Raw genomic sequence first — 24,415 nt, forward strand, 5'->3', positions numbered from 1 at the left:
GTGAAGCGTGAACTTGCCGGGGCCTGCGGGCCCCGGCTTTTTTGTGCGCGCGACGCGGGGGTGCGGGATGCACCGGCCGTGACCGGAGCCCCGGGAATCGGTCAGTCGCGGTCGCGCTCTTCGGCGGGGGCGGAGGATTTCCTGTCCTCCGGCTTGTCCTCCGAAGCGAGGGTGTGGGTCTCGGGATCGTAGCGATCCTTCAGTTCGTCCTTGAGGGTCCCCTCCCACAGCGGGATGCCGACGAAATAGCCGGCGCGGCCGATCAGGTGCGCGGCCACCGGGGCAGTCAGGATGATGAACACCACGATCGCCAGCGCGCGGGCGGTGACGGCGCCGTCATCGAAGAACACCGCGGCCGCCACCACCATGGTGCCGCCACCGAGCGCGCCGGCCTTGGTGGTCGCATGCATACGGGTCAGCAGGTCGGGCATGCGCAGCGCGCCCAGCGCCGCCAGCAGCATCAGCAGCGAGCCCAGCAACAAAAGGAAGGCGGTGATCCACTCAATCATCACTGCGGTAACCTCCCTTCTCCAGATACCGCGCGAAGCCCACCGCGGCGAGGAACGCGGTCAGCGCCAGCACCACGGCCACGTCGAGGAAGTTGGCCATGCCGGTCGCCACCGCATGCGTGGCGATGAACCCCACCGTCAGCGAGGCGATCAGTTCCAGCGCCACGACCCGGTCCGGCAGGCTGGGGCCCTTGATCAGGCGTATGAAGATGATCACCAGCGCCAGGCTGAGGATCACGAAGGTCGCGTTCACGGCCCAGTCGAGAATCGGCATCAGTCGATCAACTCCATCACGCGGCTTTCCATGTCCCGCAGTTCCTGCCGCAGCTTGTCCTCGTCCTGCAGGTACATCGCATGGATATACAGCACCTTGCGATCGGTGGAGACATCCAGACTCAGCGTGCCCGGGGTCACCGAGATCAGGTTGGCCAGCACGGTGATCTGCGCATCGGTATGGGCCCGCAGCGGGAACGCGATCACACCGGGCTTCATCAAATGGGTGGGCGTCAGGACGTCCCAGGCCACCACCAGGTTGGCCTTGATCAGATCATAGATGAAGAACGCGATGAAGGAGATCACCTTCGGCACCTTCCAGAAGAAGCTGCTGTGATCCGCCTTGCGGTTGAACGCGACCCACAGGGCCATGTAGCTGAACACCAGACCGGACAGCAGGCTGGTCGCGGTGAAGCTGCCCGTGAGCATCATCCAGGCCAGGGCCAGCAGGAGGTTGAGTGCGAGCAGGTTCATTGCGCGTCGCCCCCCAGAATCGCCTCGACATAGGCATCCACGTCCAGCATCTGCTCACCGGCGGCCATGGCCAGCTGCAGGAACGGCTCGGCCGCCACGCCCATCAGCACCGCCAGCCCGGCCAGGGCGGCCACCGGCGCATACAGCAGCCACAGCCCCCCGCGCTCGGGCCAGGCCGGCCCGTTCGCCGGGGCCTGCTCGCCGCGCGGGTCGGCCTTCCAGAACGCCTCGGCCCAGATCTTGACCATGGAGTAGAACGTCAGCAGGCCGGTGATCAGCGCGATCGCCACGATCCAGTAGGCCTCGATCTCCAGACCCGCGCGCACCAGCATCAGCTTGACCAGAAACCCGGACAGCGGCGGCAGCCCGGCCAGCGACAGCGCCGAGATCAGGAACAGCACCGACAGTCCGGGGTGCGTGCGGTACAGCCCGCCAAGATCCTTCAGCTCGTGGGTGCCACGGGCGAAATAGGAGATCCCGCTGATCAGGAACAGGTTGGTCTTGACGATGCTGTGATGGAGGATGAACAGCAGCGAACCGGCCAGCGCCAGCGGGGTATGCAGGGCCAGGCCCATGATGATGTAGCCGATCTGGCTGACGCTGTGGAAGGCCAGGATGCGGCGGAACTCGAACTGCGCCGCCGCGCCCAGCACGCCCACCAGCATGGTGAAGCCGGAGCCCCACAGCAGGATGTTCTGGGTGACCTCCGGGGCCTCGGTGAACATCAGGGTGAAGAAGCGGATCAGCGCGTACACCCCGACCTTGGTCAGCAGCGCGGCGAAGATCGCCGAGATCGCCACCGGCGGGGTGTGGTAGGAGGCCGGCAGCCAGAAGAACAGCGGGAATGCCGCGGCCTTGATCGCGAAGGCGACCATGAACAGCACGCCCACCACGGTCACCAGACCGGTGTTCTCGGCCTCGCCCATGTAGGCCGCCAGCTCCGCCATGTTCAGGGTGCCGAACAGGCCGTAGGTCAGACCCACCGCGGCCAGCAGGATCAGCGACGACACCAGGTTGAGGGTGACGTACTTGATCGCCCCCTCCATCTGCGCGCGCTCGCCGCCCAGGATCAGCAGCGCGAACGACGCGACCAGCAGGACCTCGATCCACACGTACAGGTTGAAGATGTCCCCGGTCAGGAAAGCCCCGGCGACCCCGGCGAGCAGCAGCTGCAGCAGCGGGTGGTAGCCGAAGCGCTCGTGATCCGGGGTCATCGAGACCAGCGAATACAGCGCGACGATCAGCCCCATCACGCCGGTCAGCAGGACCATGGTCGCACTCAGCAGGTCGGCCGCCAGCACGATGCCGAACGGCGCCTGCCAGCTCCCCATGTGCATGGCCAGCACGCCGTCGTTCCACACCGCCACCAGCAGCCAGATGCCGGCGGCGGTCAGGGCGACGCCACCCAGCACGCCCACCGCGCGCTGCACCCCGCGCCACTGCCAGAAGGCCAGCGCGAGGCTCCCGAAAAACAGGGGGATGATGACCGGAAGGGCGACCTCGAGCCTCACGTGTCCGTATCCTTCATTTCGTCCAGGTCATCCGCGCCCACCACCTCGTAGGCGCGATGGATCAGCACCACCGCAAAGGCGAGCACGCCAAAGCTGATGACGATCGCGGTGAGGATCAGGGCCTGCGGCAGCGGGTCGGCCACCGCGCCGTCGGGCGTGAGCATGCCCTCCGGGATCAGCGGCGGCGCGCCCCGGGTCAGGCCCGAGGTGGCGAAAATCAGCAGGTTGGCGGCGTTGGACAGCAGGATCAGGCCGATCACCAGCTTGACCAGGCTGCGCCGCAGCATCAGGTAGGTGGCCGTGGCGAACAGTACGCCCACCAGGATCGCGAGCAGGGGTTCCGCAGTCATTCTTCCGCCTCCGCCAGGGCCAGGACGATGGTCAGCACGGTGCCGATCACCACGAGGTACACGCCGATGTCGAACACCAGCGGGGTGGAGAGCTTGAGCTCGCCGAACAGCGGGACCTCCACGTCCCACCACAGCGAGGTCAGGTAGGCGCGCCCCTGCAGCAGCGCGGGTACGCCCGACAGGGTCGCCAGCAGCAGACCGATGCCCAGCATGTTGCGCGGGTCGATGCGCAGGATGGCGCGCGCCTTGTAGACATCGAAGGCAAACATGTACAGCGCGAAGGCCATCGCCGCCACCAGACCGGCGATGAACCCGCCGCCCGGCTCGTCATGGCCGCGCAGCAGCAGGAACACCGAGAACAGCAGCAGCAGTGGCAGCAGCAGCCGCGTCCCCGTCTGCAGGATGAGCGAGCCGGCCATCATGACTTGCGGTCCTCCGCACGGCACTTGATCATCGCGTACACGCCCACCGCGGCCAGCGCGAGCACGAACAGCTCGCCCAGGGTGTCCAGGGCACGGAAGTCGACCAGGATCACGTTGACGATGTTGCGCCCGTAGGCCGACGGCTCGGACTCGGCGATGTGGTATTCGGAGATCGCCGGGAAGTACTGCACGCCCAGGGTGGCCATCAGCACCGCGGTCATGGTCACGCCTACCGCCAGCGAGGCGATCACGTCACGCACCCGCGTGAGCGGATTGGAGAACTTCAGGAAGCCCGGCAGGCGGAACAGCACCAGCACCAGCAGGATCACGGTCAGGGTCTCGACCAGGACCTGGGTGATCCCCAGATCCGGCGCGCTGAAGAACACGTAGATCAGCGCGACGCCGAAGCCCACGATGCCCAGCGAAGCCACCGCGGCCAGCCGCGAACTGGTGGTGGCCACGAAAATGGCGGCCAGTGCGACCAGGGCGACGATCACCCACTCGTGGATCAGGATGTCGTCGAAGCGCACCGAGATCTCGAAGCCGCCCAGGGCCGCAAACGTGCCCACCACCAGCGCGACCGTGGTCAGCATGGTGACCATCACGTAGGTGCGCAGGTAGCCGTTCTGCAGCACCCGCGTCTGGAACGACGAGAACCACACCAGTCCGTCCATGAAGCGCTCGTAGCCGCGCTCCGGCGCGATGCGCCCGGCCGGCACCATGATGCGTCCGATGCCGGCACGCACCGAATCCCAGAAGCGATAGATCACCAGACCCGCGGCCAGGCTCAGCAGCGACATGCCCAGCGGCAGATTGATGCCGTGCCACAGCTTGAGCTCCATCCCGGTATCGGCCCCGTGGATGGACATCGCGGTGGCCGCCACCAGCGGCTGCGCCAGCGCCGGGAACAGACCGAGGACCAGCCCCAGCACGGACAGTACCGCCGGCCCGGCCAGCATCGCACCCGGCGATTCATGCGGCGTGCGCTTGTATTCCCGACGCGCACCGAAGAACGGCCGCAGCCCGACGATCGCCGCCACCGCCACCACCAGGATGGCCGAGGCCAGCGCCAGCAACGGCAGGACCACGGCCAGCGCGTCGGGGGCGCCCAGGGCCGCCTCCAGCATCAGTTCCTTGCCGACGAAGCCGAACAGCGGCGGCAGCCCGGCCAGCGACAGCGCGGCGATCACCGAGAACGCCGCGGTCAGTGGCATCGCGCGGCGCAGCCCGCCCATGTTCGGGACTTCCTTCTCGCCGGTGCCGTGGTCGATGGAACCGGCGAGCATGAACAGCGCGCCCTTGTACAGCGAATGCGCCAGCAGGAAGGTCGCGCCGGCCATCGCGGCATACGGCGTCCCGATGCCGATCAGCATGGTCAGCGTGCCCAGCGCCATCACCGTGGAATAGGCCAGCAGCTTCTTGATCTCGGTGCTCTGGATGGCCATCCAGGCGCCGGTGAACATGGTCACCGCGCCGAACAGGCCCAGCGTCCAGGTCCACAGTTCGGTGCCGCCCAGCTCCGGGTTCAGGCGCGCCATCAGATAGACCCCCGCCTTCACCATGGTGGCCGAGTGCAGGTAGGCCGAGACCGGCGTGGGCGCGGCCATCGCGTTGGGCAGCCAGAAATGGAACGGGAACTGGGCCGACTTGGTGAAGGTGCCCAGCAGGATCAGGATCACCAGCGGCAGGTACAGCGCATGCTCGTGCAGCGAATCCTCGCCGGCCAGGATCTCCGAGAGCTCCCAGGACCCGGAGGCCACGCCCAGCAGCACCAGACCGGCGAGCAGCGCCAGACCGCCGCCCACCGTCACGATCAGGCCCTGCAGCGCGGCCTTGCGCGCCTTCAGCTGCTCATGGTTGAAGCCGATCAGCAGGTAGGAGGTGATGCTGGTCAGCTCCCAGAAGATGAACATCAGGATGATGTTGTCGGCCAGCACCAGCCCCAGCATGGAGCCCATGAACGACAGGATCAGCACGTAGAAGCGCCCGAGGTCGCGGTGCGCCTCGAGGTAGCGCCCGGCGTAGCTGACCACGAACACGCCGATGCCCGCGATCAGCAGCGCGAACATCAGCGACAGGCCGTCGATCAGGAAGGAGAACTGGACATCCAGCCCGGGCATCCACTGCCAGGCCAGGCGCACGCTCTCACCCGCCGCGACGGCGGGCAGGAAACTCGCGAAGTAGACGAACAGGGCCGCCGGCAACAGGGCCAGCACCCAGCCGCTGTGGCGCCCGGTCGCCCGATGCACCACGGGCGCCAGCGCCGCCACCACGAAGATTGAAAGAATCGCGAACAGCATCCAGACGGGGGTCCTGAAAGGGGATCGGGGAGCGCCCGCCGGGCGCCCGTCACGGGAGCGGGAAGGCTACCGGGTCAGCCCCGACAGCGCAACAGACCCCGCCCCCGGCCGGAGGGTCAGTTCAGCCAGTCACTGCGCCGACGGCGGGTCGGCAGGCGTGTGAGGATGATCCCCAGGATCGCGCTGCCCACGGCCACGGCGGCCCCGGTCATGAACCAGCGGCGGTCGCTGTCGGCGCGCATCACTTCGACCTGACGCCGGTAGTCCTCGGCGGCTTCGCGGGTCTCCAGGAGTTCCTCTTCCAGGCGCTCGTTGCGCCGCTGGATTTCCTGCGGCCGTTCGGCAATGTCGCGCAGCTCCTCGAGCTCTTCCTGCATGCCGGCCATGCGTTCGGACTGTTCTTCGACTTCGCGCTGCAGTGCATTGCGCTCGTCCAGCAGTTCGGCGATGCGGCCTTCCTGGTCGTCGGCGCCGGAACGGATCTCGGCCAGCTCCTCTTCCACCTCGGCGAGGCGTTCGCGCGCATGCGGCTGGTCCTGCAGGTAGCGGGTCAGGATCCATGCCTCGTTGCCACTGGGCAGACGGATACGGCTGTAGCCGCCGTCGTCCTCCAGCACCTGTACCTGGTCACCGGCATCCACCGAACTGACGATCCGCCCGCCCTGCGGACTGCTGTAAACGGCCGTCTCCAGACTGTCCGAGACGTATCGCGTCTGCGCCGCAGCCGGCGCAGTGCCTGCGACCATCAGGGCCCCCGCCAGCGACAGCACCACCAGCCCGTTTCGGATCTGCAACCTGCGCACCATGCCTTGCCTCGTCATTGGCCGCACCCGAGCGGGGCGCGGCGATGTTTCGGAAGAGGGATCATTCTAGGCAGGCGCTGGCGAATGTGCACGCATCCCTCCGGCTTCCGGTGACACGGTTCACGCCCCGTTGCGGCGCGCGGCCAGCCAGCGCCGGATGGCGGCCGGCACGAAGATGATCAGTTCGAAGGTCGCCGGCAGCAGACGCCGCAGTTGACAGGCCCCTACCGCCGCCAGGTACAGGATGCCCGCGAGCACGCCGAGCCCGGCACTCAGCACCCCCCCGGCGAGGATGCGGGTCGCCTGCAGAAAGCCCACCACCCACACCGGCACCAGCGCCAGCAGCAGCGGGATCAGCAGTCCCAGCGCCGCGCCGACCAGCTGTTCGGCATGACGGATGCCGGCTGGCAGGGCGCGTTCCTCGCCTTCCAGCAGCAGAGTGACCAGTTCATGCTGGTAGATGAGCCAGTCAAGATGGAACCCGGTGAACGCCGATACCGCCGCCACCAGGACCAGCACCGCGATGGACAGTCCGGCCAGCACCCGCGGCGCCCAGCCGCCGCCCTCCATCAGCGCATGCGGCAGGACCCGGGTCACGCCGCGGGTCTCGGCCAGGATCCATCCGGCCAGGGCGGCGGTCCCCAGCAGCAGGTACAGCATCCATTCCGACCCGGGTGCCATCGCGCCCGGTGCGTTGGCGGTCTCCGGGAACATGCCGGCCAGAGCCGGGCCGAAGACATGCTGATGGACCACCACGGCCAGCGCGGCCAGGGCCAGGCCGGCCGCGCCCATCAGCCACTGGGTCGCCGCCTGGGCATGCGCCGGGAGGGCGCGCCGGACCGGACGGTCGACCTCCTCGCAACGGCCCAGCGCCCGGTCCAGGCGCTCGCCCTGGCGCTCCAGCCGGGCCAGGCGTTCCTGTACCCGCTCCAGATTGCCGACCATCTCGCGCAAAGGGCTGTCCGCGCGTCGCCGGGCCGACAGCAGCGCGCTGGCCGAACGCCGCTGCTCCTCCAGCCCGGAGCGGGCGATGCGCAGTACGGTGTCCTCCATGTCCTGCGCCAGGCGCCGGCTTTCCGGCGTATCACTGGCAGGACCGCGCGCCAGGGCCTCCAGCCGTTCGACCCATTCGGGCTCCTGGATCAGCCGCTGCTCGTCGCGCTGATAGGCCTCGTCCAGCACGCGCAGCGTGTCGCGCGCCTGCTGCCGCAATGCCGGCAACTGGGCGAGGTCATGCCCGACCATCTCGGCATAACGACGCTCCAGCGCCTCTACCGCGGAATGGATGCGTTCGGCCTCCAGGCGCTCCAGATGCCCCCCATGCCAGTCGCGCACCGCATCCCGCAGATGCAGGACCTGGCGTCGCAGGGCGCACACACCCCGTGCGACCGCACCCGCCAGCGCCACGAGAAAACGCCGTAGCGGTTGTCGCGCAAGATCCAGCACACCAATGGCGATCACGATCGCCAGGATCCACAGCAGGACGGTAACCGCCACTCTTCCCCCTTTCGGTCCGCACCCGAAGCGACCGGAAGGCCGGCGTCCCCGGGAACGGTTTCGCGGTCTGTATGATGATCACGATTATGCACGACCCGTACCCGGCTCGCCGCCCGCACCACCGACGCAGGGCGATCGTCCCGGCCTCAAGTTCCGCGGGGCCGCGCCGATACCCCGATTAAATCTTCGGAGGATCCGCGATGCTTGATCTCGATCTCCTGTCCGGCCCGTCGGTGACCACCCGCGAGGAGCCGGAATGGCTGGATACCGGCTTCACCGCGGGCTGGATTCCGGCCTTCCGTCACCGGGGGAACGGCCAGGTCCATGCCAGTCAGCTGGAGGACGGGCGCCTGGCCAGCGCCCACATCCTGGACACCCTGCCCGCCGAGTGGGTGGCCGAACGCGACGCCCGGGGGCGCCCCGGCGCCCTGGTCCCGGAAGTCCAGGCCGGCTATCTGCGCGGGGACCGTTTCTTTACCCTTGCGGAGTTGCTGCGCTACCCGGCCGACGCCTGAACCGGCCTTTTCCCGCCGCCGTGCAGCGCGGCGGGAATTGCTTTTGCCCGCCGGTTTCGGTCCAATACCGGGCTTTTCCCCCGAGCATCTTTCAATGCAGAAGAATCAGTACGATCGCGATGAACTCCTGGCCTGCGGCTACGGCAACATGTTCGGCCCGGGCAATGCTCAGCTGCCGGTGCCCAACATGCTGATGATGGACCGGGTCACGGAGATCAACAGCGACGGCGGGCAGTTCGGCAAGGGCGAGATGGTGGCCGAGCTGGATATCCACCCCGATCAGTGGTTCTTCGCCTGCCACTTTCCGGGCGATCCGGTGATGCCCGGCTGCCTCGGGCTGGACGCGATGTGGCAGCTGGTGGGGTTCTATCTGGCATGGCTGGGCAACCCGGGGCGCGGGCGCGCGCTGGGCGTGGGCGAGGTGAAGTTCACCGGCCAGGTGCTCCCCACCGCGGAGCGGGTCACCTACCATGTGGAGATGAAGCGGGTGATCTCGCGCAAGCTGGTGCTGGGGATCGGCGACGGCACTGTGCAGGTGGACGGCCGCACGATCTACGAGGCCAGTGACCTGCGCGTCGGCCTGTTCACCTCCACCGAGAATTTCTGAGCGGCGTCACCCGGCAGCCGCGCCCGAGCCCCGGCCCGAGGCCGGGGGCAGCCCCAGAACGTCCCGATGCCCGACGCGCAGGCGGCAGCCGTCGCCGATCACTGCAGCCCGGCGCCGCGCGGCCCAGGCCCGAAAGTCCCCGGCCCGTGTCGGCTCCATGGCAGCCGCCGCTTCGGCCCAGCCGTCGATCAGGGCCCGCACCAGCGCCGGCCTGGCCGCATCCAGCTCCCACGGTGAGGCGGCCGCCTCCACGCGATAACCATGACGCTCCAGCGCCCGCTCCAGGTGCATCGCCGCCCCCGGACCCAGCGCCGGCCCGAAACCCTTGTCGGTGCCCTGGTGGCGATTGACCGCCGCCAGCAGGGCCGCATCCTCCGGATCCGGCTGCGACCATTCGATCCGGCCGTCGTAACTCAGCGCGAACAGCACCGCGGCCCCGCGCGCAGCACAGGCAGCGACCAGTGCATCCAGCCATCGGGCCGAAACCAGATCCAGCAGCGCCGCGCCGGTCACCAGCAACGGGGCGGGCGCCGCGCCCGGCAAGGCCGGAGGCGCGGCAGCGAAGTCCTCGACCCGCAGGTGTTCCACGCGTTCGCCGCCGGCGTCGCGGCGGGCCGCGTCCAGCAGGGAGGCATCATGATCCACCAGGGTCCAGAGCTGCGGGTCCGGCAGCCGCGGAGCGAGCCAGCGCAGATTCGAACCGGTGCCGCCACCCAGATCCAGCACCCGCAGCGGTGCCTCGTTCGCTCCCCGAACCCGCACCACCCACTCCGCGAGCGCGTCGGCCAGGGACGCCGGGCGCGCCGCATGATCCACGGGCTCGCGCAGGCCCAGCCAGTCGCGATCGAAGTGCTCGCTCATGGTGTCAGCTCGCGCAGCGCCCGATCCATCGCGACGACCGCCTGTGGCCAGTCGGGCATCTGCCGCGCGGCCCGTCGGCCGGCGGCCCCGGCGGCAAGCCAGGCCTCCGGGCGCTCCAGATAATCCGTCAGCGCGGCGCGCAACGCCGGGACGTCGCCCGGCGGCAGGCGGGCACCCGCGGCGGCCGGAACGGTGTACGGGATCGCGCCACCGGTGGTCGCGATCACCGGCAGGCCGCGCGCCATGGCCTCGGTATACACCATGCCGAACCCCTCGTATTCGCTGGGCAGGACGAACAGCGACGCGCCATCGAACCAGGCATCGAGATCGGCCTCGTCGCAGGTTCCGGTGACGGTGACCCGGTCCCGCAGACCGCTGTCCTCGATCTGCTGGCGCAGGCGACACACGAATCCCGGGTCGCGATCCGCCGGCCCGGCCAGTACCAGATGCCAGGCGCGATCCGTGAGTCCGGCCAGCGCGGCGATCAGGTGGTGCTGCCCCTTGCGCGGGATCAGGGCCCCCACCGCCAGCAGGCGCGGCGGCTCCCCGGGACCGGGTCCCGATGCCTCCGCCTGACGTTCCACACCGGGCGGGACCACCCGCAGACGCGGACGCTCGATTCCCCATCCGGCCAGCACGTCGGCGGTATACGCGCTGGTGGTGACGATCCCGCGGCTGCTTCGCAACCCGGCCCGCTCCAGCGCGAGGAGCTCGCGGCTGCGCGCGGGTTCCAGGCCGGTCTCCAGCCCGAGCGGGTGATGCACCAGCGCGAGCAGACGCAGCCGCTGGGCATGGCGCTCGAGCACCTCGGGGAAGGCGCCGCCCGCGAGGCCGTCGACCAGCACCCGCTGGCCGTCGGGGGCCGCCGCCAGGGCCGCATCCAGCGCCGCCGCAGCGTCCGCGGAGGGTCCGGGGAAGTCGCCCTGAAGCTCGTCGACTGCCGTCTGCCAGCCGCGCTCGCGCAGGCCCGCCAGCATGCGCGCATCGAACCGGTAGCCACCGGTGGGCTGATCCAGCGCCCCGGGAACCAGCAGGCGCAGATCGGCGGCCTCGCTCAAGGAGCCGCCTCGTAGGCGGCCCAGGCCACGTGGGATTCGTGCAGGGTCACGCAGACCGCGTCCAGGCCCCGTGCGGAAGCGCCCAGACGCTCCTCGTGGATGGCGGTGGCGATGCGTCCGTGAATCGCCCGGGCGAGGAATTCGGTTGTGGTGTTCTGCCCCTCGAACTCGGGTCGGTCGTCCAGGTTCTGGTAGTTCAGTTCCGCGAGGATGCTGCGCAGCACCTCGCCGGCCCGGCCGATGTCGACCACCAGACCGTCGTCATCCAGCTCGGCCCGGCGGAAGGTCACGTCCACCACGTAGGTGGCGCCGTGCAGGTTCTGCGCGGGACCGAACACCTCACCGGCGAAGCTGTGGGCAATCATGAAGTGATCGCGGACGTTCAGGCTGTACATGCGGGAGTCTCTCCTTGGCAATTCGGTCGGACTCGTTCAGACCCACACGGGGTCGGGATCGGGATAACGGATGCGATGGCACAGTGTCGTGGCGGCCTCGGGCCCGGCTACCCGCGGCATCACCCGCGGCAGGTCCTCGAAACGATCCTCGCCGCTGATCAGGACCTCCAGCGCCGGATCGGCGAGCAGCTCCAGCGCCAGCGCCAGACGCCGGTGATAATCCCAGCGCGCGGCGCGTGCCGGCGGGATACGGCCCACCTGGCTGCTGCGCAGCTCCAGACGCCGCGAATGAAACCCGGCTCCCAGCGGCAGGCTGACCGGCGCATCGCCATACCAGCTGGCCTCCACCACCCGGGCCTCGGTACCCGCCAGCTCCAGCGCCTGCACCAGCCCGTCGCCCTGACCGCTGCAATGGATCACCGCATCGCGCGACGCGGGAGGCAGCGCCTCGCGGGCATCCGCCGGCGTATGCAGCGTCAGTCCCAGCGCCCGCGCCGGTTCCGCCCGCGCGCGCTCGGGGTCGATCAGATCCACCTGCGTGCCCGGGATCGCACGGATCAGCCAGGCGCACAGGAACCCGACCACGCCCGCACCGATCACCGCCACCCGGTCGCCGGGACCCGGCCCGGCGTCCCACACGATGTTCACGGCCGTTTCCATGTTCGCCGCCAGTACCGCGCGCGCGTCCGGGACCGCGTCCGGGATCGGCACCAGCATGGAATCCGGCGCGTTGTAACGATCCTGGTGCGGGTGGAGACAGAACACCCGTTCGCCGGCACGCTCGCCGGACTCGACCACGCCAGCGCTGATGTAGCCGTATTTCACCGGCGCCGGGAAATCCCCTTCCTGCAGCGGTGCCCGCATCGCGGTGTACTGATCCGGCGGTACCCGCCCGCGAAACACCAGCGACTCGGTGCCGCGCGAGATCGCGCCATAGCGGGCCCGCACCCGGCACTCCCCGGAGGCCGGCGGCGGCAATTGCGCATCGCGGATCTCGCCCTCGCCGGGCGCGGTGATCCAGAAGGCTCGTGCGCGGTTCATGCGGGCTTTCGCGACCAGAGGGACACTGCGCCATCCTCCCGGTGAATGAAGCCTGCAGTGTAGCCGAGGAAAGCCCGTCCATGCCCGCCCCCACCGCCCTGCACAGGCCGCTCCGCTCCACCGATCTGGTTCTCGGCGGACTGCTGGCGCTGGGTGTTGCGACCCTCATTACGAGCCTGACCCCGGTCGGCCCCGCTCTGCTGCCCGCAACCGCCCTGCTCTGGGCGCTGCTGTGGGGGCTGCTGGTGACCGGTGCCGGGCACGCCGGCGGCCTGCCCGCGGTCCCCGGGCCCGGCAACCGCGTAACCCTGATGCGCGCGGCCCTCGCGGCCCCGGTCGGGGGCCTGGCGCTCCTCGCACCGATGCCCGCGTTCCCCCTGCCCGATGCCGGACTGGCCTGGGTCGTCGTCCTCGCCCTGCTGGTGCTGTTGCTGGATGGGCTCGACGGCGCCGTGGCACGGCGCAGCGGCACCGCGTCGGCGTTCGGCGCGCGTTTCGACATGGAACTGGACGCGGCACTCATCCTCGCGCTGTCCGTGCTTGCGTGGCAGCCCGGACCCGCTGGCCCCTGGGTGCTGGCAATCGGGGCCATGCGCTATCTGTTCGTGCTGGCCGGGCGCGGACTGCCCTGGCTGCGCGCGGATCTGCCGCCCAGCCGGCGCCGCCAGGCGGTGTGCGTGCTACAGACCCCGGCCCTGCTGATCGCGCTCACCCCTGCCGTTCCAGCGGCGGCGGCCGTCGCCGCAGCGGTCCTGGCGCTGGCCATGCTCACGGTTTCATTCGCCGCGGATATCGTCTATCTGTATCGGAACAGACCCGGTTCACATCCCCAGACCCCGGAGGAAACCCCATGAGCCACCGATTCCGCACCCTGGCCGCGACGGCCCTGCTGAGCCTGGCATCGGTGCTGCCCGGAACCAGCCTGGCAATGGACGAGTGGGAGATCGACACCGAACATTTCGCGGTGGGCTTCCTCGTCGATCATGCCGAGTTCGCCCGGGTCCTGGGCATGTTCCTCGAGGCCGAGGGGTCCTTCATGTTCGATCCCGACACGGGCGAGCTGGGCGAGGGGTATTTCGTCGTACAGACCGACAGCGTGTTCACCAACCACGAGGAACGCGACGACCATCTGCGCAACGAAGACTTCCTCGACGTGGAGAACTACCCCGAGATGCGGTTTACCGCCACCGACTACGAACCCACCGGGGAGGACAGCGGGCAGCTGACGGGGGATCTGGAACTGCTCGGCGAAACCCGGCCGATCACCCTGGACGTCACCATCAACAGGGTCGGACGCTACCCGTTTCCGCTGGGCGGCATCTTCTCCCGCCCCTACGTGCTGGGCGCCTCGATGCGGGGCGAATTCCAGCGCAGCGACTTCGGCATGGATTACGGACTGATCCGCAACATCGTGGGCGACACGGTGGAACTGATCATCGAATTCGAGGCACAGCGGCAGTAACCGCCCGGCCCCCCGCAAAAAAGGCCGGAGACCGTCGATCTCCGGCCCTGCCTCAGGCCGTGGTATTGACCAGCGTCCCGACATTGTCGGGCAGCGCTGCGGCCGCACCGGCCGCTGCTTCCACCCCGGCACTGCCCGAAACGTCGGGCATGCCGTCGATCAGCTGCGCCACCGCGGCTTCTTCGGCCTCCATGGCACGATTCATTACCGCGACATCCTTCTGCTGCATCAGGCTCGCCTGCTGCATCTGCACGGCCTGGGATACCGCTGCGTTGACATCCATGGGTACCTCCCTGGCGTTGACAGGCGTTTGCGAATGGACAGGACGCCTGCACCGACGTTAGCGGCGGCTACCGCTCAGACTTGAGGGTTCTCCGCAGCCTTTTTTCCGGATCCGGCGGGACGCGCGGTGAAGCGCCGCATCACGCCCCGGGCCACCCGGTCCTGCGGATCGATGGCAAAACCGGCGGCGGTCACTGCGGCTTCGGTATCCCGGTTGGGATGACAGCCACCGGCCACACAGGTCCAGGCCGGCTGCACATGGTCCTGCATCCGCGCCAGCAACGGACGCGTGTGGCGCACATGCTCCAGCATCCGCAGCTCGCCCTCCGCGCCAAGGACCCGCCGCACCTCGTTCAGGGCGGCGGGCGGATCCTGCACCGAACAGAACACCAGCCCGGATACCACCGCGTCGAACTGCCCCTCGACGAACGGCAGGGCCTCGGCGCGGGCCACCACCAGCGGCACCCCGGGAGCGCGACGCCGCGCACTCCGTAGCGCGAGGAAGTCCGGCTCCACGCCAATGACTTCCGCCGTCTGCGGATACAGCGGCAAATTGCGCCCGGTTCCGCAACCGACTTCCAGGATCCGTCCCCGGGCCCCGGATACCAGGCGCATCCGCCAGCGACGCAGGCCCAGCGCATCGGCCAGCACCATGAAGCCATCGTAAAGCCAGGGGATCTGTTCCAGTCCGCGCATGTACTCGTTCCGTATTGATTCACCGTCGGAGAAACCGTGAACTGTATCGCATGTCGCACCCGCAACCGGAACCTCTCTCCGGTTATCCCGTCACAGCTAACGAGTGGTGACGAAAAACCCTCCACGGGTGTTTCCGTAACCCCGGTCACGATGTGGCCACTGCATGGTGTTGACCCGGTCCCCGACCGGTACACCGAGACAACCGACTCCCTCCGTCACACGGTTGTTTCAGTACCTTGAGCCCGGCTTCCGGCCGGGCTTCTTTTTTTCGCCCTTCCCCTCCGCCGCCCCTTCAATTGACACGGATCAACAAAGAAGCGGTCTGGCCCCCCTCTGCGATGCGCAACCCGTCTCATTCTGTTACATGGTACAGGGTTCTATATCCACCATCGGAAAGGGTGTTCCCCATGACCAGCCTCAACTGGAGCTCCAATCTGGAACTCGGCCTGGATGTGATCGACGAACAGCACAAGCGGATCTTCGAATACCTGCAGCAGACCGAACATGCGATCGCCACCGAGAACGAACAGGAAGTGCGCGAGGTGGTGGACGGCCTTCTCGACTACACCTCGTCCCACCTGGTGTTCGAAGAGGGCCTGATGGAGAAGGCCGGTTACCCGGCCCTGGATGCCCACCGCAAGGTGCACGAGGCCTTTGCCGCACGCATCGAGAAGCTGCGCGGGGAACTGGAAAAGGGACACGACACCTTCGGCGTGGCGCGCAAGATCCGCTCGGATCTGGGCCTGTGGCTGATGAACCACATCAAGCGCGATGACCTCGACTATGTCCCCTATGTCCGACCGATCCTGGAAGGGGGCTGGCTGTCGCGCTGGAAGAAAAAGATCTTCGGCGGCTGATTCCGGACCAGAACGAAAAAGGCCCGGATCCAGTGCGTCTGGATCCGGGCCCTTGGAATATGGCGTCCCCACGGGGATTCGAACCCCGGTCGCTGCCGTGAAAGGGCAGTGTCCTAGGCCTCTAGACGATGGGGACGCAGAGGCAACGTCATGCTGCAAACTAGTCAGGAGGTCCTTGCGGCCTTTCACTTCCGCGGCTGCCTTTCGGACGATGCAGGATGGTTGTCACCACACCGTTGAAAACCAGCAGGAACCCCAGCGGGACCATTGCGACCAGTGGCTTGGACCATGTCTGCTCACCGGCAAACATCAACCCGAAACCGCCGAACAATCCCACAATCGACAAAACCAGCCCAACGTAGATGGAGATCATTCCAAAACGATGCATCGCTGATCCTGCCATTCGCCGTAATGGTGGAGCCAGGCGGGATCGAACCGCCGACCTCCTGCATGCCATGCAGGCGCTCTCCCAGCTGAGCTATGGCCCCGTAACCGGCGAGGTGCGTAATGTAGCCACACCCCTTATTCGTGTCAACCCGCTTGTGCGGAAATCTTTGCGATGGCCCGCTCGATCCGTTCCAGCGAGCGCTCGCGTCCGATCAGCACCAGCGTGTCGTCGATCGGTGGCGATACAGTACCGCCCGTCAGCGCCACACGCAATGGCTGGGCGACCTTGCCGAGCTTGAGTTCCAGCCGCTCGGCGGTGTGCTGCACCACCTCGTGCAGCGCCTCCTTGTCCCAGGCGCCGAGGGCACTGAAGCCGTCGTGCAGGGTTTGCAGTACCTCGCGGGCCTCCGGCGTCAGCTGCTTGCGCTCGGCCTTCGGATCGTATTCGTCGAAGTCGCGATAGAAATACACGCTGTTCTCGGCCATCTCGCGCAGCGTCCGCGCCCGTTCCCGCTGCGCCAGCACCACCTGCCGCAGTTCCGGCCCCTCGGCGGGATCCACGCCCAGCTGCCCGAGATGCCAGCCCAGCTCCAGCGCCACATGGTCGGGGTCCAGGGTCTTGATGTAGTGCTGATTCAGCCACAGCAGCTTGTCGGGGTTGATGGCCGAGGCGGACTGATTGACGTCCTCGATATCGAACAGGCGCACCAGCTCGTCCAGCGAGAAGATCTCCTGGTCCCCGTAGGCCCAGCCCAGCCGCACCAGATAGTTCAGCAGCGCCTCGGGCAGGTAGCCCTCCTCGCGGAACTGCATCACCGACACCGCCCCGTGGCGCTTGGACAGCTTCGCGCCGTCCGGCCCCATGATCATCGGCAGGTGCCCGTAACGCGGCGGTTCCACACCCAGGGCCCTGAGGATGTTGATCTGGCGCGGGGTATTGTTCAGGTGGTCGTCGCCACGCACCACATGGCTGATGCCCATGTCCATGTCGTCCACCACCACCGTGAGGTTGTAGGTCGGCGAACCGTCGGAGCGGGCGATGATCAGGTCGTCCAGCTCGCTGTTCTGGAACGCCACCTTGCCGCGCACCATGTCATCAACGATGGTGGCGCCCTCGTCCGGGGTGCGGAAACGGATCACCGGATCCACGCCCTCGCGCGGCTCGGTTCGGGCGCGACAGCGGCCGTCGTAGCGCGGCTTCTCCTTGCGCGCCTTCTGTTCCTCGCGCATCGCATCCAGCTCTTCCTTCGTGCAGTAGCAGCGATAGGCATGCCCGGAGGCCAGCAACTGGTCGATCACCTCGCGGTACCGGTCGAAACGCTCGGTCTGATAGAACGGCCCCTGGTCATAGGTCAGGCCCAGCCAGTTCATGCCCTCGAGGATCGCATTCACCGACTCGGCGGTACTGCGTTCGAGATCGGTGTCCTCGATACGCAGTACGAACTCGCCACCATGGTGGCGGGCGTAAAGCCAGGAGAACAGCGCGGTGCGGGCACCGCCTATGTGCAGATAGCCGGTCGGACTGGGGGCAAAACGGGTACGAAAGGCCATGCGCGAACACTCGCTTCCGGTAGTCAACAGGGCCACACAGGGTAGCAGACGACCGCGCCCTTGACCCCGCCCCGGACCGTCTACACTTCCTTCAGGGACCCCGAGACCCGGTCCCTGCGCCCTTCACCCGGAAAAGGAGATTCTCCGATGATCAGAAACCGGATCTTCATGGCCTCGTCCGTGGCCCTTGCCGCCGCGCTTGTCCTGCCCGTATCGGCGCTCGCCGATCGCCCGGCACCCGCCGAGGGGACCGAGGTCTACTTCATCAGCCCGCAGGATGGTGACACCGTCGAGGGCCCGGTACATGTACGCATGGGACTGCGCGGCATGGGGGTAGCCCCGGCCGGCGTCGACGCCGACAACACCGGGCACCACCACCTGCTCGTAAACAAGCCTCTGGACGAAGTGGACCTGGATGCCTCCCTGCCCTTCACGGACCACAAACACCACTTCGGAGGTGGTCAGACCGAAGGTGAGGTAGAACTGGAGCCCGGCACCCATACCCTGCAGCTGCTTTTCATGGACTATCGCCACATCAGCTTCGACCCGCCGGTGGTTTCCGAAAAAATCACCATCACGGTGGAATAGCGGCACCCATCAAAAAGGCCCCCTCCACGCATGGAGGGGGCCTCGAAAGCCTCGACGAAGGGGGCATCAGGGTTCAGCCGCTGAGCCCCCGATGGATCACGGCAGGGCCGGGATGGTGATGTCCGGCATCTCGCCGGTCAGGGCGTGCATGAACGCCTCGATGTCTTCCAGCTCGTCTTCCGTGAAGTCGGTGTCCAGCATCTCCTGACCCATGATTTCAATGGCTTCCTTCAGGGTCTCGGTCTCGCCATTGTTCATGTAGGGGTAGGTCAGGGCCACGTTGCGCAGCGTCGGGGTCTTGAAGGCGTACTTGTCGCGTTCCTCCCCGGTCACCAGATAGCGCCCCTTGTCCTCGGAACCGGGCACCTGGATCTGGTGGAAATTCGAGTCGGTCAACGCCGGGCCACGGTGGCAGGCCACGCAGCCGTTGTCCGCGAACAGGGCCATGCCGCGCTTCTGCTGCTCGGTCATCGCGTCGTCGTCACCCACCAGCCAGCGGTCCAGATCGGAGTTCGGCGTGTTCAGGGTACGCTGGAACGAGGCCAGGGCCTTGGCCACGTGATCGGTGTTCACGACGTTGTCGCCGTCATAATCCGGGTACGCCGCATCGAACATCTCGATGTACTCGGGGAAGTCCTCCAGGCGCGCGATCGCCTCTTCCAGCGGCATGGCCATCTCCACCGCATCCTGGATCGGACCCAGGGCCTGGCCTTCCAGGTCATCCTCGCGGCCATCCCAGAACTGGGCCTCGAAGAACCCGGAGTTCAGCACCGTCGGGCTGTTGCGCTCGCCCACCTGGCCGGCATGCCCAACGGCACGCGGGATGCGGTCGGCCCAGCCCAGCGCGGGGTTGTGGCAGGTGGCGCAGGAAATGACGCCCGAGCTGGAGATGCGCGGCTCGAAGAACAGGAACTTGCCCAGCTCCACCTTCTCGTCGGTCAGGGAATTGTCGGCCGGGATCGGCGGCAGGGCCGGCAGCGGCTCGAACATGTCGCGGTATTGATCGTAATCGCCGGCGAACGTCGGGGCGGAGAGGCCCAGTGCCACGGCCGTACAGGCCGAGACGAGCAGCCCCCGGAAAATGCGCTTCTTCTGCATGGTTCGCTCCTTTTTATTGGTCTGGATGCGGCCCGGCTGCAAACCGTCACCACATGGACTCAGTCTAAAAGAAACATCCCCCGTCACAGGCCGGCCGGCGGTGTAATCCTGCATAACCTTGATACAGATCAACCCGGCTCCGCCCTTGCCCGCGTGACGGGACGCGGTTACAGTCCGCCCGCCTTCAGGTGCCCCGGCCCACGACGCCGGGGATAATCGGGAAGCCGGTGCGTGAATCGACGTTCACAATGCCGGCACTGCCCCCGCAACGGTAGGTGAAGACAGGCGGATCCAGTGCCACTGCGGCGCATCCACGGGATGCCCGCGGGAAGGCGATCCGCCCGGGATGTCCTGCATCCCCTTCGCGAGTCCGGAGACCGGCCTGGAGGAAACCCGACGCCGCGGCGGGCGGCCGAGCGGGCCGGGGCCGGCGTGTCCGCCGCCCCCTGCTCCCTTGCCCGACTGCCGGCGTCGTTTCATCCACGGCGTGCGGGGTCGCACGTCCAGGGGAGCAACACAACAATGAAGCGTATCCATCTCCGACCGGGGCGGCCTGCCGTGCCGGCCCTGGCCACCCTGTGCCTGATGACGGCCGCGGGCATCGCTCCGGCGCAGGCCGGTTTCGAATTCGGCGACGCGGAAGATGGCCTGCAGGTCACCCTGGATCCGCTGATCCAGGGCCGCTACAGCTACGAGCATGATCCGGAGGGCTCCAGCAGCGAATTCGATTTCCGGCGCGCCTGGCTGGACACCTCGGGCACCCTGTTCCACCCCGAACTGAGCTTTCGCCTGCAGCCGGATTTCAGCAGCGGCGAGCTGTCCATGCGCGACATCTGGCTGCAGTACGGCCCGGGCGAACACCTGGGCCTGCGGGCCGGCCAGTTCACCGTCCCCTTCGGTCTGGCGCGGGACATCGGCGGCCCCAACCGCCTGTTCACCGAACTGAGCATCGCCGGCAACCAGTTCGAGATCCCGGCCGGACGCGACACCGGCCTCGCCCTGCTGGGCGGCGCGGGCGACGACCGCGCCTGGGCCATCGGCGTGTTTGACGGCCGCGGGCGCCTGGATCAGCGCGACAACCGGCCCTCCACCTCCGCGCACCTGTTCAGCGCCCGCGGCGCCTGGGCCCCGGTGGGATCGGTCCCGCGCGACAACACCACGGTGGGCCGGGCCGTGGAGCGCACCGTTGCCCTGGGCGCCGGCCTTCAGGCCGCCAGCCGCAACCACCTGCGCGACTGGAGCCGCGGGCAGGAGGACACGGTCGACCGGCAGCGCGCCGACTGGGTCACCGCCACCGCCGATGCGGTGGTCAAGTTCGGCCATACCTCGCTGTCGCTGGCGGCCTACCGCCGCAATGTCTCCCCCGACCGCACCGCGAGCTACCACGACCTGGGGGCCGAGCTGGAACTGGCGCAGTCGCTGCCGCTGGAGGGCCTCGAGCTCGCCGCCCGCCACGCGGTACTGCGCCACGACGCCGGCGACGACCTGAACGGGGATGAGCGCTGGCAGCGCGAATGGGGCGCCGGCCTCAACTGGTACCACCGGGGTCAGCGGCAGAAAACCCAGCTCATGTGGCTGGACCGCGACACCGACACCTCGAACTGGCAGCTGCACCTGCAGCACCAGTTCCGCTTCTGAACGAACAGGGAGAATCGCCATGCAACGGATGCCATCCACGCGCCGGTCGCTGACGGCCGGCCTGTCGCTGGCCCTGCTGCTCGCAGCGGCCGGCACCGCAGGCGCGGAAGACGAGATCAGCGTGCCGATGCCGGGCCCCTGGGGGAACGACTTTGCGGAGACCCTGGACGACCCGGCCGGGGTGGACGCCACCGAGGCCTTCCAGCGCTTCCGTCAGCAGAGCATGCAGGGCACCTCGGCCACCTACCGCAGCATCGAGCAGATCCTGCGCTACGACGCACCGTTCGCCGAACGCCTGCCCGACCTGGCCGACGAACTCGCGCGCCGGGCCGCCGACGTCGACACCTGGTTCGCCCGCGAGACACCGGCGCGGGACGGCGAACCCGGGGCCCTGCCCGCGGCCTGGGAGGACCCGGAGTTCGCCGACTACAAGGCGGCCTACCGCGAGGCGACCACCGAGCTGCAGCGCAAGGTGGAGGCGGCCAACGACCTGGAGGACGAGGCCTTCCAGCTTCGTGCCACCGAGGCGCTGAATGGGGTACGCCACCAGTGCCTCGCCTGCCACGACAACTTCCGCCGCCGCTGAACCACGCGGGAAAACGCGGGACGCCGCCCGGCGGCCCCTTTCCGTTATCCTGACCAGGAGCGCCCCGCCTTCGCCTGCAAGCAGGCTCCTACAAGTTCGCGACGATGTAGGAGCCTGCTTGCAGGCGAAAAGGCCCGTGCCCCACAACTTCCACCGGAGTCATTCCTGCCTGCGGAAGATCGGCGGCACCGCCGCTCAGTCCCCGTCCATGCCACGGTAACGGCGCACATGCGCCGGGTCGTACAGCGCACTGTCGCGGAAATCGCCCGGGTCCAGCGCCGGGCCCACCAGGATCAGCGCCGACCGCCGCGTGGTCAGGGCCTGCGCCCGTTCCGCGATATTCCCCAGCGAACCGCGCACCACGGTCTCGTCCGGCCAGCTGGCGCGGAAGACGATCGCCACCGGGCAGTCGCAGCCATAGTGCGGCCGCAGGTCCTCGACCACGGTCTCGATATTGTGCAGCGACAGGTGGATCGCGAGGGTCGCCCCGGTGGCGGCAAAGCTCGCCAGCCGTTCGCGCTCCGGCATGGAGGACGCCCGTCCCGGCGTGCGCGTCAGGACTACCGACTGCGCCACCTCCGGCACCGTCAGTTCCCGCCCCAGGGTCGCGGCGGCGGCGGAGAATGCCGGCACGCCGGGCGTGATGCTGTACTCGATCCCGGCCGCCTCCAGCCGGCGGATCTGCTCGCCCAGCGCGCTGTAGACCGACAGGTCGCCGGAGTGCAGGCGCGCCACGTCCTGGCCCGCCGCGTGGGCGCATTCGATCTCCTCCATGATCGCGTCCAGCGTCAGCGGCGCGGTGTTGACCACGCGCGCCCCCTCCGGGGCATGTTCCAGCACCGCCTCCGGCACCAGCGAACCGGCATACAGGCACACCGGGCAGGCCGCGATGCGATCGCGCCCGCGCAAGGTCAGCAGATCGGCCGCACCCGGCCCCGCTCCGACAAAATGAACCGTCATCACCCCTCCTCGAAAAGCCCGTCCGTCCCGTTCACCATGCGCACCGCGACCGCGCAGCTCGCCCGCGCGGAGAGCCGCCGCGGCAGCAGCAGGCGCGCCCCGTCGCCGGCCACCGCCAGCGCCGCCGCCTCCGCCACCGAACCGACCCCGGCGGCGGCACGCGAGCTCGCCGACTCCGTGGACAGGGCCGCGTCGCGCGCGGCCAGCGCGGCCGCCGACGCGAACACCGGCTCCAGCTCCAGGTCGCGCGCGGCCGTCCACAGCACCGGACTGTCGCCCTTGTGCGCCGGGGCCGCCAGCGGCCGGATCGCGATCGCCTCGCCGCCCCCCGCCCGCAACCCGGCGTGCGCCTCGGCCAGCACCTCGCGGACCAGCGCCTCCAGCTCGCCGGCCGTGCAGGCCGAGGCGAAGCCGACGCCAGGGATCACCCGGACACGCGCCCCGCTCGGCGTTTCCCTCAGCTCCGGCGCAGCGCCCACAGGGTCACCGGCCGCAGCGGCTGCCAGCCGGCCATGCCGCCCAGCGGCTCCGCGCGGCTGACGTTGATCCGCGTGAGCTCGCCGCCGTGGCGCTCGTGCGCCGCCGCCAGCACCGCGTCCCCTTCCACGGTCACGCTGCTGGCGACCAGCCGCCCGCCCGGGCGCAGCTGGCCCATGCAGTGCTCCACCAGCCCCGGCGTGGTCAGCCCGCCGCCGATGAAGATCGCATCGGGTGGCGGCAGGTCTTCCAGTGCCTCCGGCGCCCGCCCGTGGACGGGACGCAGCGCCGGCACCCCCAGCGTGCTGGCGTTGCGCGCGATGCGTTCCAGGCGCTCCGCGCGCGGCTCGATGGCCACGGCGGTGTTGGCCGGATCCGCCAGCATCCACTCGATGCCGATGGCACCGGAGCCGGCGCCCACGTCCCACAGCCGTTCGCCGCGACCGGGCGCCAGCAGGGCCAGCGCCAACGCCCGCACCTCGCGCTTGGTGATCTGACCGTCCTGCTCGAACTGCGCCTCCGGCCGGCCGGCGCTGGCGGCCAGCACCTGCGCCGCCGGCCCGGCCCGGCATTCCAGCGCCACGGTGTTCAGCGCCTCGATCGCGACCTCCGGCCAGGCCCCGGCGCAGGCGCTGACGACCGCCTCGCGGTCCGCGCCCAGCGACTGCAGCACGGTCAGGGTGGAATCGCCGAAGCCGAGCCCGGTCAGCCAGTGCGCCAGTTCCGCCGGGGTATCCCCGTCGCGGCTCAGGACCAGCAGTCGCGCGCCGTCATGCAGCCAGGGCCGCAGCGCCTCCATCGGCCGGCCGTGCACCGACAGGCAGCGGGTCTGCTGCAGCGGCCAGCCCATGCGCGCGGCGGCCAGACTGAACGCCGAGGGCGCCGGCCAGACGCAGGTCTGCGCGACCGGAAAACGCCGCATCAGGGTCGCGCCCACCCCGAACCAGAAGGGGTCGCCGCTGGCGAGCACGCACAGCGGCTGCCCGGCGCGCGCCTCGATCCAGTCCAGCGCGGTCTCCAGCGGCGACGGCCACACCAGCCGCTCCTGCCCCGGCCGCTCCGGCAGCATCTCCAGATGCCTGGCGCCGCCGATCACCGTCGCCGCCGTGTCCAGCGCCATGCGGGCATCCGGGGCCAGCCCCGCGAGCCCCTCTGCACCCACGCCGACGATGTTCAGCCATGGCGCTCGCTCCTCGTTCGTGGCTAGACTGGTCATC

At 68.7% G+C, this 24,415-nt stretch carries 29 protein-coding genes, 2 tRNA genes and 1 riboswitch; of the genes, 8 read left to right on the plus strand and 23 right to left on the minus strand.

All coding sequences use genetic code 11. The features are described from left to right. Positions 1–101 precede the first annotated feature (101 nt). From mnhG to C998_RS0107220, 9 genes are all read right to left on the minus strand, one after another. A complete protein-coding gene (gene mnhG / locus C998_RS0107180; protein WP_018870183.1) occupies positions 102–509 on the minus strand; it encodes a monovalent cation/H(+) antiporter subunit G in 408 nt (135 codons plus the stop codon). Continuing rightward, positions 502–783, minus strand: coding sequence for a monovalent cation/H+ antiporter complex subunit F (locus C998_RS0107185; protein ID WP_018870184.1), 282 nt, complete (start codon positions 781–783; stop codon positions 502–504). Before C998_RS0107185 ends, mnhG begins: the two co-directional genes overlap by 8 nt. Then, on the minus strand, positions 783–1,256 hold the full coding sequence (locus C998_RS0107190) for a Na+/H+ antiporter subunit E (RefSeq protein ID WP_018870185.1): 474 nt from the start codon (positions 1,254–1,256) through the stop codon (positions 783–785). The genes C998_RS0107185 and C998_RS0107190 overlap by 1 nt, the downstream gene beginning before the upstream one ends. After that, positions 1,253–2,767 (minus strand): Na+/H+ antiporter subunit D, encoded by a 1,515-nt coding sequence (locus C998_RS0107195; RefSeq protein ID WP_018870186.1) that lies wholly within the window; start codon positions 2,765–2,767, stop codon positions 1,253–1,255. Before C998_RS0107195 ends, C998_RS0107190 begins: the two co-directional genes overlap by 4 nt. After that, positions 2,764–3,117, minus strand: coding sequence for a Na+/H+ antiporter subunit C (locus C998_RS0107200; protein ID WP_018870187.1), 354 nt, complete (start codon positions 3,115–3,117; stop codon positions 2,764–2,766). Before C998_RS0107200 ends, C998_RS0107195 begins: the two co-directional genes overlap by 4 nt. Next, positions 3,114–3,539: a Na+/H+ antiporter subunit B gene (locus tag C998_RS0107205; RefSeq protein ID WP_018870188.1), complete on the minus strand. Its 426-nt coding sequence runs from the start codon at positions 3,537–3,539 to the stop codon at positions 3,114–3,116. Before C998_RS0107205 ends, C998_RS0107200 begins: the two co-directional genes overlap by 4 nt. After that, positions 3,536–5,839 carry a putative monovalent cation/H+ antiporter subunit A gene (locus C998_RS0107210; RefSeq protein ID WP_018870189.1) on the minus strand — a complete coding sequence of 768 codons (2,304 nt, stop codon included), beginning with the start codon at positions 5,837–5,839 and terminating at the stop codon, positions 3,536–3,538. Before C998_RS0107210 ends, C998_RS0107205 begins: the two co-directional genes overlap by 4 nt. 116 nt (positions 5,840–5,955) lie before the next feature. Continuing rightward, positions 5,956–6,645, minus strand: a complete 690-nt coding sequence (locus C998_RS0107215; RefSeq protein ID WP_018870190.1) for a TIGR04211 family SH3 domain-containing protein — start codon at positions 6,643–6,645, stop codon at positions 5,956–5,958. A 117-nt stretch (positions 6,646–6,762) separates the two neighbouring features. Then, positions 6,763–8,139, minus strand: a complete 1,377-nt coding sequence (locus C998_RS0107220) for a hypothetical protein (protein ID WP_018870191.1) — start codon at positions 8,137–8,139, stop codon at positions 6,763–6,765. A 200-nt stretch (positions 8,140–8,339) separates the two neighbouring features. On the opposite strand from C998_RS0107220, the gene C998_RS0107225 reads away from it, so the two are divergent. Both C998_RS0107225 and fabA read left to right on the plus strand, forming a co-directional pair. Then, complete coding sequence (locus C998_RS0107225; RefSeq protein WP_018870192.1) at positions 8,340–8,654, plus strand: hypothetical protein; 315 nt, start codon at positions 8,340–8,342, stop codon at positions 8,652–8,654. Positions 8,655–8,748: 94 nt separating this feature from the next. Further along, the gene (gene fabA, locus C998_RS0107230; protein ID WP_018870193.1) at positions 8,749–9,261 is read left to right on the plus strand and encodes a 3-hydroxyacyl-[acyl-carrier-protein] dehydratase FabA; all 513 of its coding nucleotides are present in this window, start codon (positions 8,749–8,751) and stop codon (positions 9,259–9,261) included. A 6-nt stretch (positions 9,262–9,267) separates the two neighbouring features. Here the strand turns inward: fabA and C998_RS0107235 are convergent, their stop codons facing one another. From C998_RS0107235 to C998_RS0107250, 4 genes are read right to left on the minus strand one after another with little or no spacing between them, the layout of a single operon-like run. Next, complete coding sequence (locus C998_RS0107235) at positions 9,268–10,122, minus strand: class I SAM-dependent methyltransferase (protein ID WP_018870194.1); 855 nt, start codon at positions 10,120–10,122, stop codon at positions 9,268–9,270. After that, the gene (locus C998_RS0107240; RefSeq protein WP_018870195.1) at positions 10,119–11,180 is read right to left on the minus strand and encodes a glycosyltransferase family 4 protein; all 1,062 of its coding nucleotides are present in this window, start codon (positions 11,178–11,180) and stop codon (positions 10,119–10,121) included. The genes C998_RS0107235 and C998_RS0107240 overlap by 4 nt, the downstream gene beginning before the upstream one ends. Continuing rightward, positions 11,177–11,575, minus strand: coding sequence for a 6-carboxytetrahydropterin synthase (locus tag C998_RS0107245; RefSeq protein WP_018870196.1), 399 nt, complete (start codon positions 11,573–11,575; stop codon positions 11,177–11,179). The genes C998_RS0107240 and C998_RS0107245 overlap by 4 nt, the downstream gene beginning before the upstream one ends. 36 nt (positions 11,576–11,611) lie before the next feature. Next, entirely contained in the window at positions 11,612–12,616 is a 1,005-nt protein-coding gene (locus C998_RS0107250; protein WP_018870197.1) for a zinc-binding alcohol dehydrogenase, read from the minus strand. A gap of 80 nt (positions 12,617–12,696) precedes the next feature. Between C998_RS0107250 and C998_RS0107255 the strand changes: the two genes are divergently transcribed. Further along, positions 12,697–13,470 (plus strand): CDP-alcohol phosphatidyltransferase family protein, encoded by a 774-nt coding sequence (locus C998_RS0107255; protein ID WP_018870198.1) that lies wholly within the window; start codon positions 12,697–12,699, stop codon positions 13,468–13,470. Continuing rightward, a complete protein-coding gene (locus tag C998_RS0107260) occupies positions 13,467–14,078 on the plus strand; it encodes a YceI family protein (RefSeq protein ID WP_018870199.1) in 612 nt (203 codons plus the stop codon). Before C998_RS0107255 ends, C998_RS0107260 begins: the two co-directional genes overlap by 4 nt. A gap of 52 nt (positions 14,079–14,130) precedes the next feature. Here C998_RS0107260 and C998_RS0107265 read toward each other — a convergent pair whose 3' ends face one another. Together C998_RS0107265 and C998_RS0107270 are read right to left on the minus strand one after the other, a co-directional pair. Further along, positions 14,131–14,361, minus strand: a complete 231-nt coding sequence (locus tag C998_RS0107265; protein ID WP_018870200.1) for a putative motility protein — start codon at positions 14,359–14,361, stop codon at positions 14,131–14,133. 74 nt (positions 14,362–14,435) lie between these two features. Then, positions 14,436–15,056 carry a class I SAM-dependent methyltransferase gene (locus tag C998_RS0107270; RefSeq protein ID WP_018870201.1) on the minus strand — a complete coding sequence of 207 codons (621 nt, stop codon included), beginning with the start codon at positions 15,054–15,056 and terminating at the stop codon, positions 14,436–14,438. 407 nt (positions 15,057–15,463) lie between these two features. On the opposite strand from C998_RS0107270, the gene C998_RS0107275 reads away from it, so the two are divergent. After that, positions 15,464–15,913, plus strand: a complete 450-nt coding sequence (locus C998_RS0107275) for a bacteriohemerythrin (RefSeq protein ID WP_018870202.1) — start codon at positions 15,464–15,466, stop codon at positions 15,911–15,913. Between the two features lie 60 nt (positions 15,914–15,973). On the opposite strand, the gene C998_RS0107280 is transcribed toward C998_RS0107275, so the two are convergent. The 4 genes from C998_RS0107280 to gltX all read right to left on the minus strand — a co-directional run bounded on the left by C998_RS0107280 (position 15,974) and on the right by gltX (position 17,851). Then, a tRNA-Glu gene (locus tag C998_RS0107280) sits at positions 15,974–16,049 on the minus strand. 24 nt (positions 16,050–16,073) lie between these two features. Next, positions 16,074–16,301, minus strand: a complete 228-nt coding sequence (locus C998_RS14470; RefSeq protein WP_024329038.1) for a hypothetical protein — start codon at positions 16,299–16,301, stop codon at positions 16,074–16,076. Between the two features lie 24 nt (positions 16,302–16,325). Next, positions 16,326–16,401, minus strand: a tRNA-Ala gene (locus tag C998_RS0107290). A 43-nt stretch (positions 16,402–16,444) separates the two neighbouring features. Further along, the gene (gene gltX, locus C998_RS0107295) at positions 16,445–17,851 is read right to left on the minus strand and encodes a glutamate--tRNA ligase (protein ID WP_018870204.1); all 1,407 of its coding nucleotides are present in this window, start codon (positions 17,849–17,851) and stop codon (positions 16,445–16,447) included. A gap of 168 nt (positions 17,852–18,019) precedes the next feature. Here gltX and C998_RS0107300 point away from each other — a divergent pair, with 168 nt between their 5' ends. Further along, positions 18,020–18,439: a DUF4399 domain-containing protein gene (locus C998_RS0107300; protein ID WP_051076731.1), complete on the plus strand. Its 420-nt coding sequence runs from the start codon at positions 18,020–18,022 to the stop codon at positions 18,437–18,439. 96 nt (positions 18,440–18,535) lie between these two features. On the opposite strand, the gene C998_RS0107305 is transcribed toward C998_RS0107300, so the two are convergent. After that, the gene (locus C998_RS0107305) at positions 18,536–19,537 is read right to left on the minus strand and encodes a cytochrome-c peroxidase (RefSeq protein ID WP_018870206.1); all 1,002 of its coding nucleotides are present in this window, start codon (positions 19,535–19,537) and stop codon (positions 18,536–18,538) included. Positions 19,538–19,706: 169 nt separating this feature from the next. After that, positions 19,707–19,938: riboswitch (cobalamin riboswitch) on the plus strand. Between the two features lie 121 nt (positions 19,939–20,059). On the opposite strand from C998_RS0107305, the gene C998_RS0107310 reads away from it, so the two are divergent. Both C998_RS0107310 and C998_RS0107315 read left to right on the plus strand, forming a co-directional pair. Then, complete coding sequence (locus C998_RS0107310) at positions 20,060–21,175, plus strand: porin (RefSeq protein ID WP_026279518.1); 1,116 nt, start codon at positions 20,060–20,062, stop codon at positions 21,173–21,175. A 19-nt stretch (positions 21,176–21,194) separates the two neighbouring features. Beyond that, complete coding sequence (locus tag C998_RS0107315; RefSeq protein ID WP_018870208.1) at positions 21,195–21,761, plus strand: cytochrome c; 567 nt, start codon at positions 21,195–21,197, stop codon at positions 21,759–21,761. 195 nt (positions 21,762–21,956) lie between these two features. Here C998_RS0107315 and cobM read toward each other — a convergent pair whose 3' ends face one another. Genes cobM through C998_RS0107330 form a run of 3 tightly spaced genes read right to left on the minus strand, consistent with a single transcriptional unit; the run spans position 21,957 to position 24,414 of the window. Further along, positions 21,957–22,721, minus strand: a complete 765-nt coding sequence (cobM, locus tag C998_RS0107320; RefSeq protein ID WP_018870209.1) for a precorrin-4 C(11)-methyltransferase — start codon at positions 22,719–22,721, stop codon at positions 21,957–21,959. Then, positions 22,721–23,149 carry a cobalamin biosynthesis protein gene (locus C998_RS0107325; RefSeq protein WP_018870210.1) on the minus strand — a complete coding sequence of 143 codons (429 nt, stop codon included), beginning with the start codon at positions 23,147–23,149 and terminating at the stop codon, positions 22,721–22,723. The genes cobM and C998_RS0107325 overlap by 1 nt, the downstream gene beginning before the upstream one ends. Positions 23,150–23,178: 29 nt before the next feature. Then, complete coding sequence (locus tag C998_RS0107330) at positions 23,179–24,414, minus strand: bifunctional cobalt-precorrin-7 (C(5))-methyltransferase/cobalt-precorrin-6B (C(15))-methyltransferase (protein ID WP_026279519.1); 1,236 nt, start codon at positions 24,412–24,414, stop codon at positions 23,179–23,181. Between the last annotated feature and the right edge of the window lies 1 nt (position 24,415).

Source organism: Thioalkalivibrio sp. ALgr3, assembly GCF_000377325.1.
Taxonomy (GTDB): domain Bacteria; phylum Pseudomonadota; class Gammaproteobacteria; order Ectothiorhodospirales; family Ectothiorhodospiraceae; genus Thioalkalivibrio.

Coding starts and splice junctions, on each gene's coding strand:
- C998_RS0107275 (WP_018870202.1), top strand. CDS start 15,464: ATGACCAGCCTCAACTGGAGCTCCAATCTGGAACTCGGCCTGGATGTG.
- C998_RS0107185 (WP_018870184.1), bottom strand. CDS start 783: ATGCCGATTCTCGACTGGGCCGTGAACGCGACCTTCGTGATCCTCAGC.
- C998_RS0107315 (WP_018870208.1), top strand. CDS start 21,195: ATGCAACGGATGCCATCCACGCGCCGGTCGCTGACGGCCGGCCTGTCG.
- C998_RS0107255 (WP_018870198.1), top strand. CDS start 12,697: ATGCCCGCCCCCACCGCCCTGCACAGGCCGCTCCGCTCCACCGATCTG.
- C998_RS0107305 (WP_018870206.1), bottom strand. CDS start 19,537: ATGCAGAAGAAGCGCATTTTCCGGGGGCTGCTCGTCTCGGCCTGTACG.
- C998_RS0107215 (WP_018870190.1), bottom strand. CDS start 6,645: ATGGTGCGCAGGTTGCAGATCCGAAACGGGCTGGTGGTGCTGTCGCTG.
- C998_RS0107200 (WP_018870187.1), bottom strand. CDS start 3,117: ATGACTGCGGAACCCCTGCTCGCGATCCTGGTGGGCGTACTGTTCGCC.
- C998_RS0107330 (WP_026279519.1), bottom strand. CDS start 24,414: ATGACCAGTCTAGCCACGAACGAGGAGCGAGCGCCATGGCTGAACATC.
- C998_RS0107270 (WP_018870201.1), bottom strand. CDS start 15,056: ATGCGCGGACTGGAACAGATCCCCTGGCTTTACGATGGCTTCATGGTG.
- gltX (WP_018870204.1), bottom strand. CDS start 17,851: ATGGCCTTTCGTACCCGTTTTGCCCCCAGTCCGACCGGCTATCTGCAC.
- mnhG (WP_018870183.1), bottom strand. CDS start 509: ATGATTGAGTGGATCACCGCCTTCCTTTTGTTGCTGGGCTCGCTGCTG.
- C998_RS0107265 (WP_018870200.1), bottom strand. CDS start 14,361: ATGGATGTCAACGCAGCGGTATCCCAGGCCGTGCAGATGCAGCAGGCG.
- C998_RS0107260 (WP_018870199.1), top strand. CDS start 13,467: ATGAGCCACCGATTCCGCACCCTGGCCGCGACGGCCCTGCTGAGCCTG.
- C998_RS0107190 (WP_018870185.1), bottom strand. CDS start 1,256: ATGAACCTGCTCGCACTCAACCTCCTGCTGGCCCTGGCCTGGATGATG.
- C998_RS0107300 (WP_051076731.1), top strand. CDS start 18,020: ATGGCCTCGTCCGTGGCCCTTGCCGCCGCGCTTGTCCTGCCCGTATCG.
- C998_RS0107310 (WP_026279518.1), top strand. CDS start 20,060: ATGAAGCGTATCCATCTCCGACCGGGGCGGCCTGCCGTGCCGGCCCTG.
- cobM (WP_018870209.1), bottom strand. CDS start 22,721: ATGACGGTTCATTTTGTCGGAGCGGGGCCGGGTGCGGCCGATCTGCTG.
- C998_RS0107250 (WP_018870197.1), bottom strand. CDS start 12,616: ATGAACCGCGCACGAGCCTTCTGGATCACCGCGCCCGGCGAGGGCGAG.
- C998_RS0107245 (WP_018870196.1), bottom strand. CDS start 11,575: ATGTACAGCCTGAACGTCCGCGATCACTTCATGATTGCCCACAGCTTC.
- C998_RS0107235 (WP_018870194.1), bottom strand. CDS start 10,122: ATGAGCGAGCACTTCGATCGCGACTGGCTGGGCCTGCGCGAGCCCGTG.
- C998_RS0107225 (WP_018870192.1), top strand. CDS start 8,340: ATGCTTGATCTCGATCTCCTGTCCGGCCCGTCGGTGACCACCCGCGAG.
- fabA (WP_018870193.1), top strand. CDS start 8,749: ATGCAGAAGAATCAGTACGATCGCGATGAACTCCTGGCCTGCGGCTAC.
- C998_RS14470 (WP_024329038.1), bottom strand. CDS start 16,301: ATGCATCGTTTTGGAATGATCTCCATCTACGTTGGGCTGGTTTTGTCG.
- C998_RS0107210 (WP_018870189.1), bottom strand. CDS start 5,839: ATGCTGTTCGCGATTCTTTCAATCTTCGTGGTGGCGGCGCTGGCGCCC.
- C998_RS0107205 (WP_018870188.1), bottom strand. CDS start 3,539: ATGATGGCCGGCTCGCTCATCCTGCAGACGGGGACGCGGCTGCTGCTG.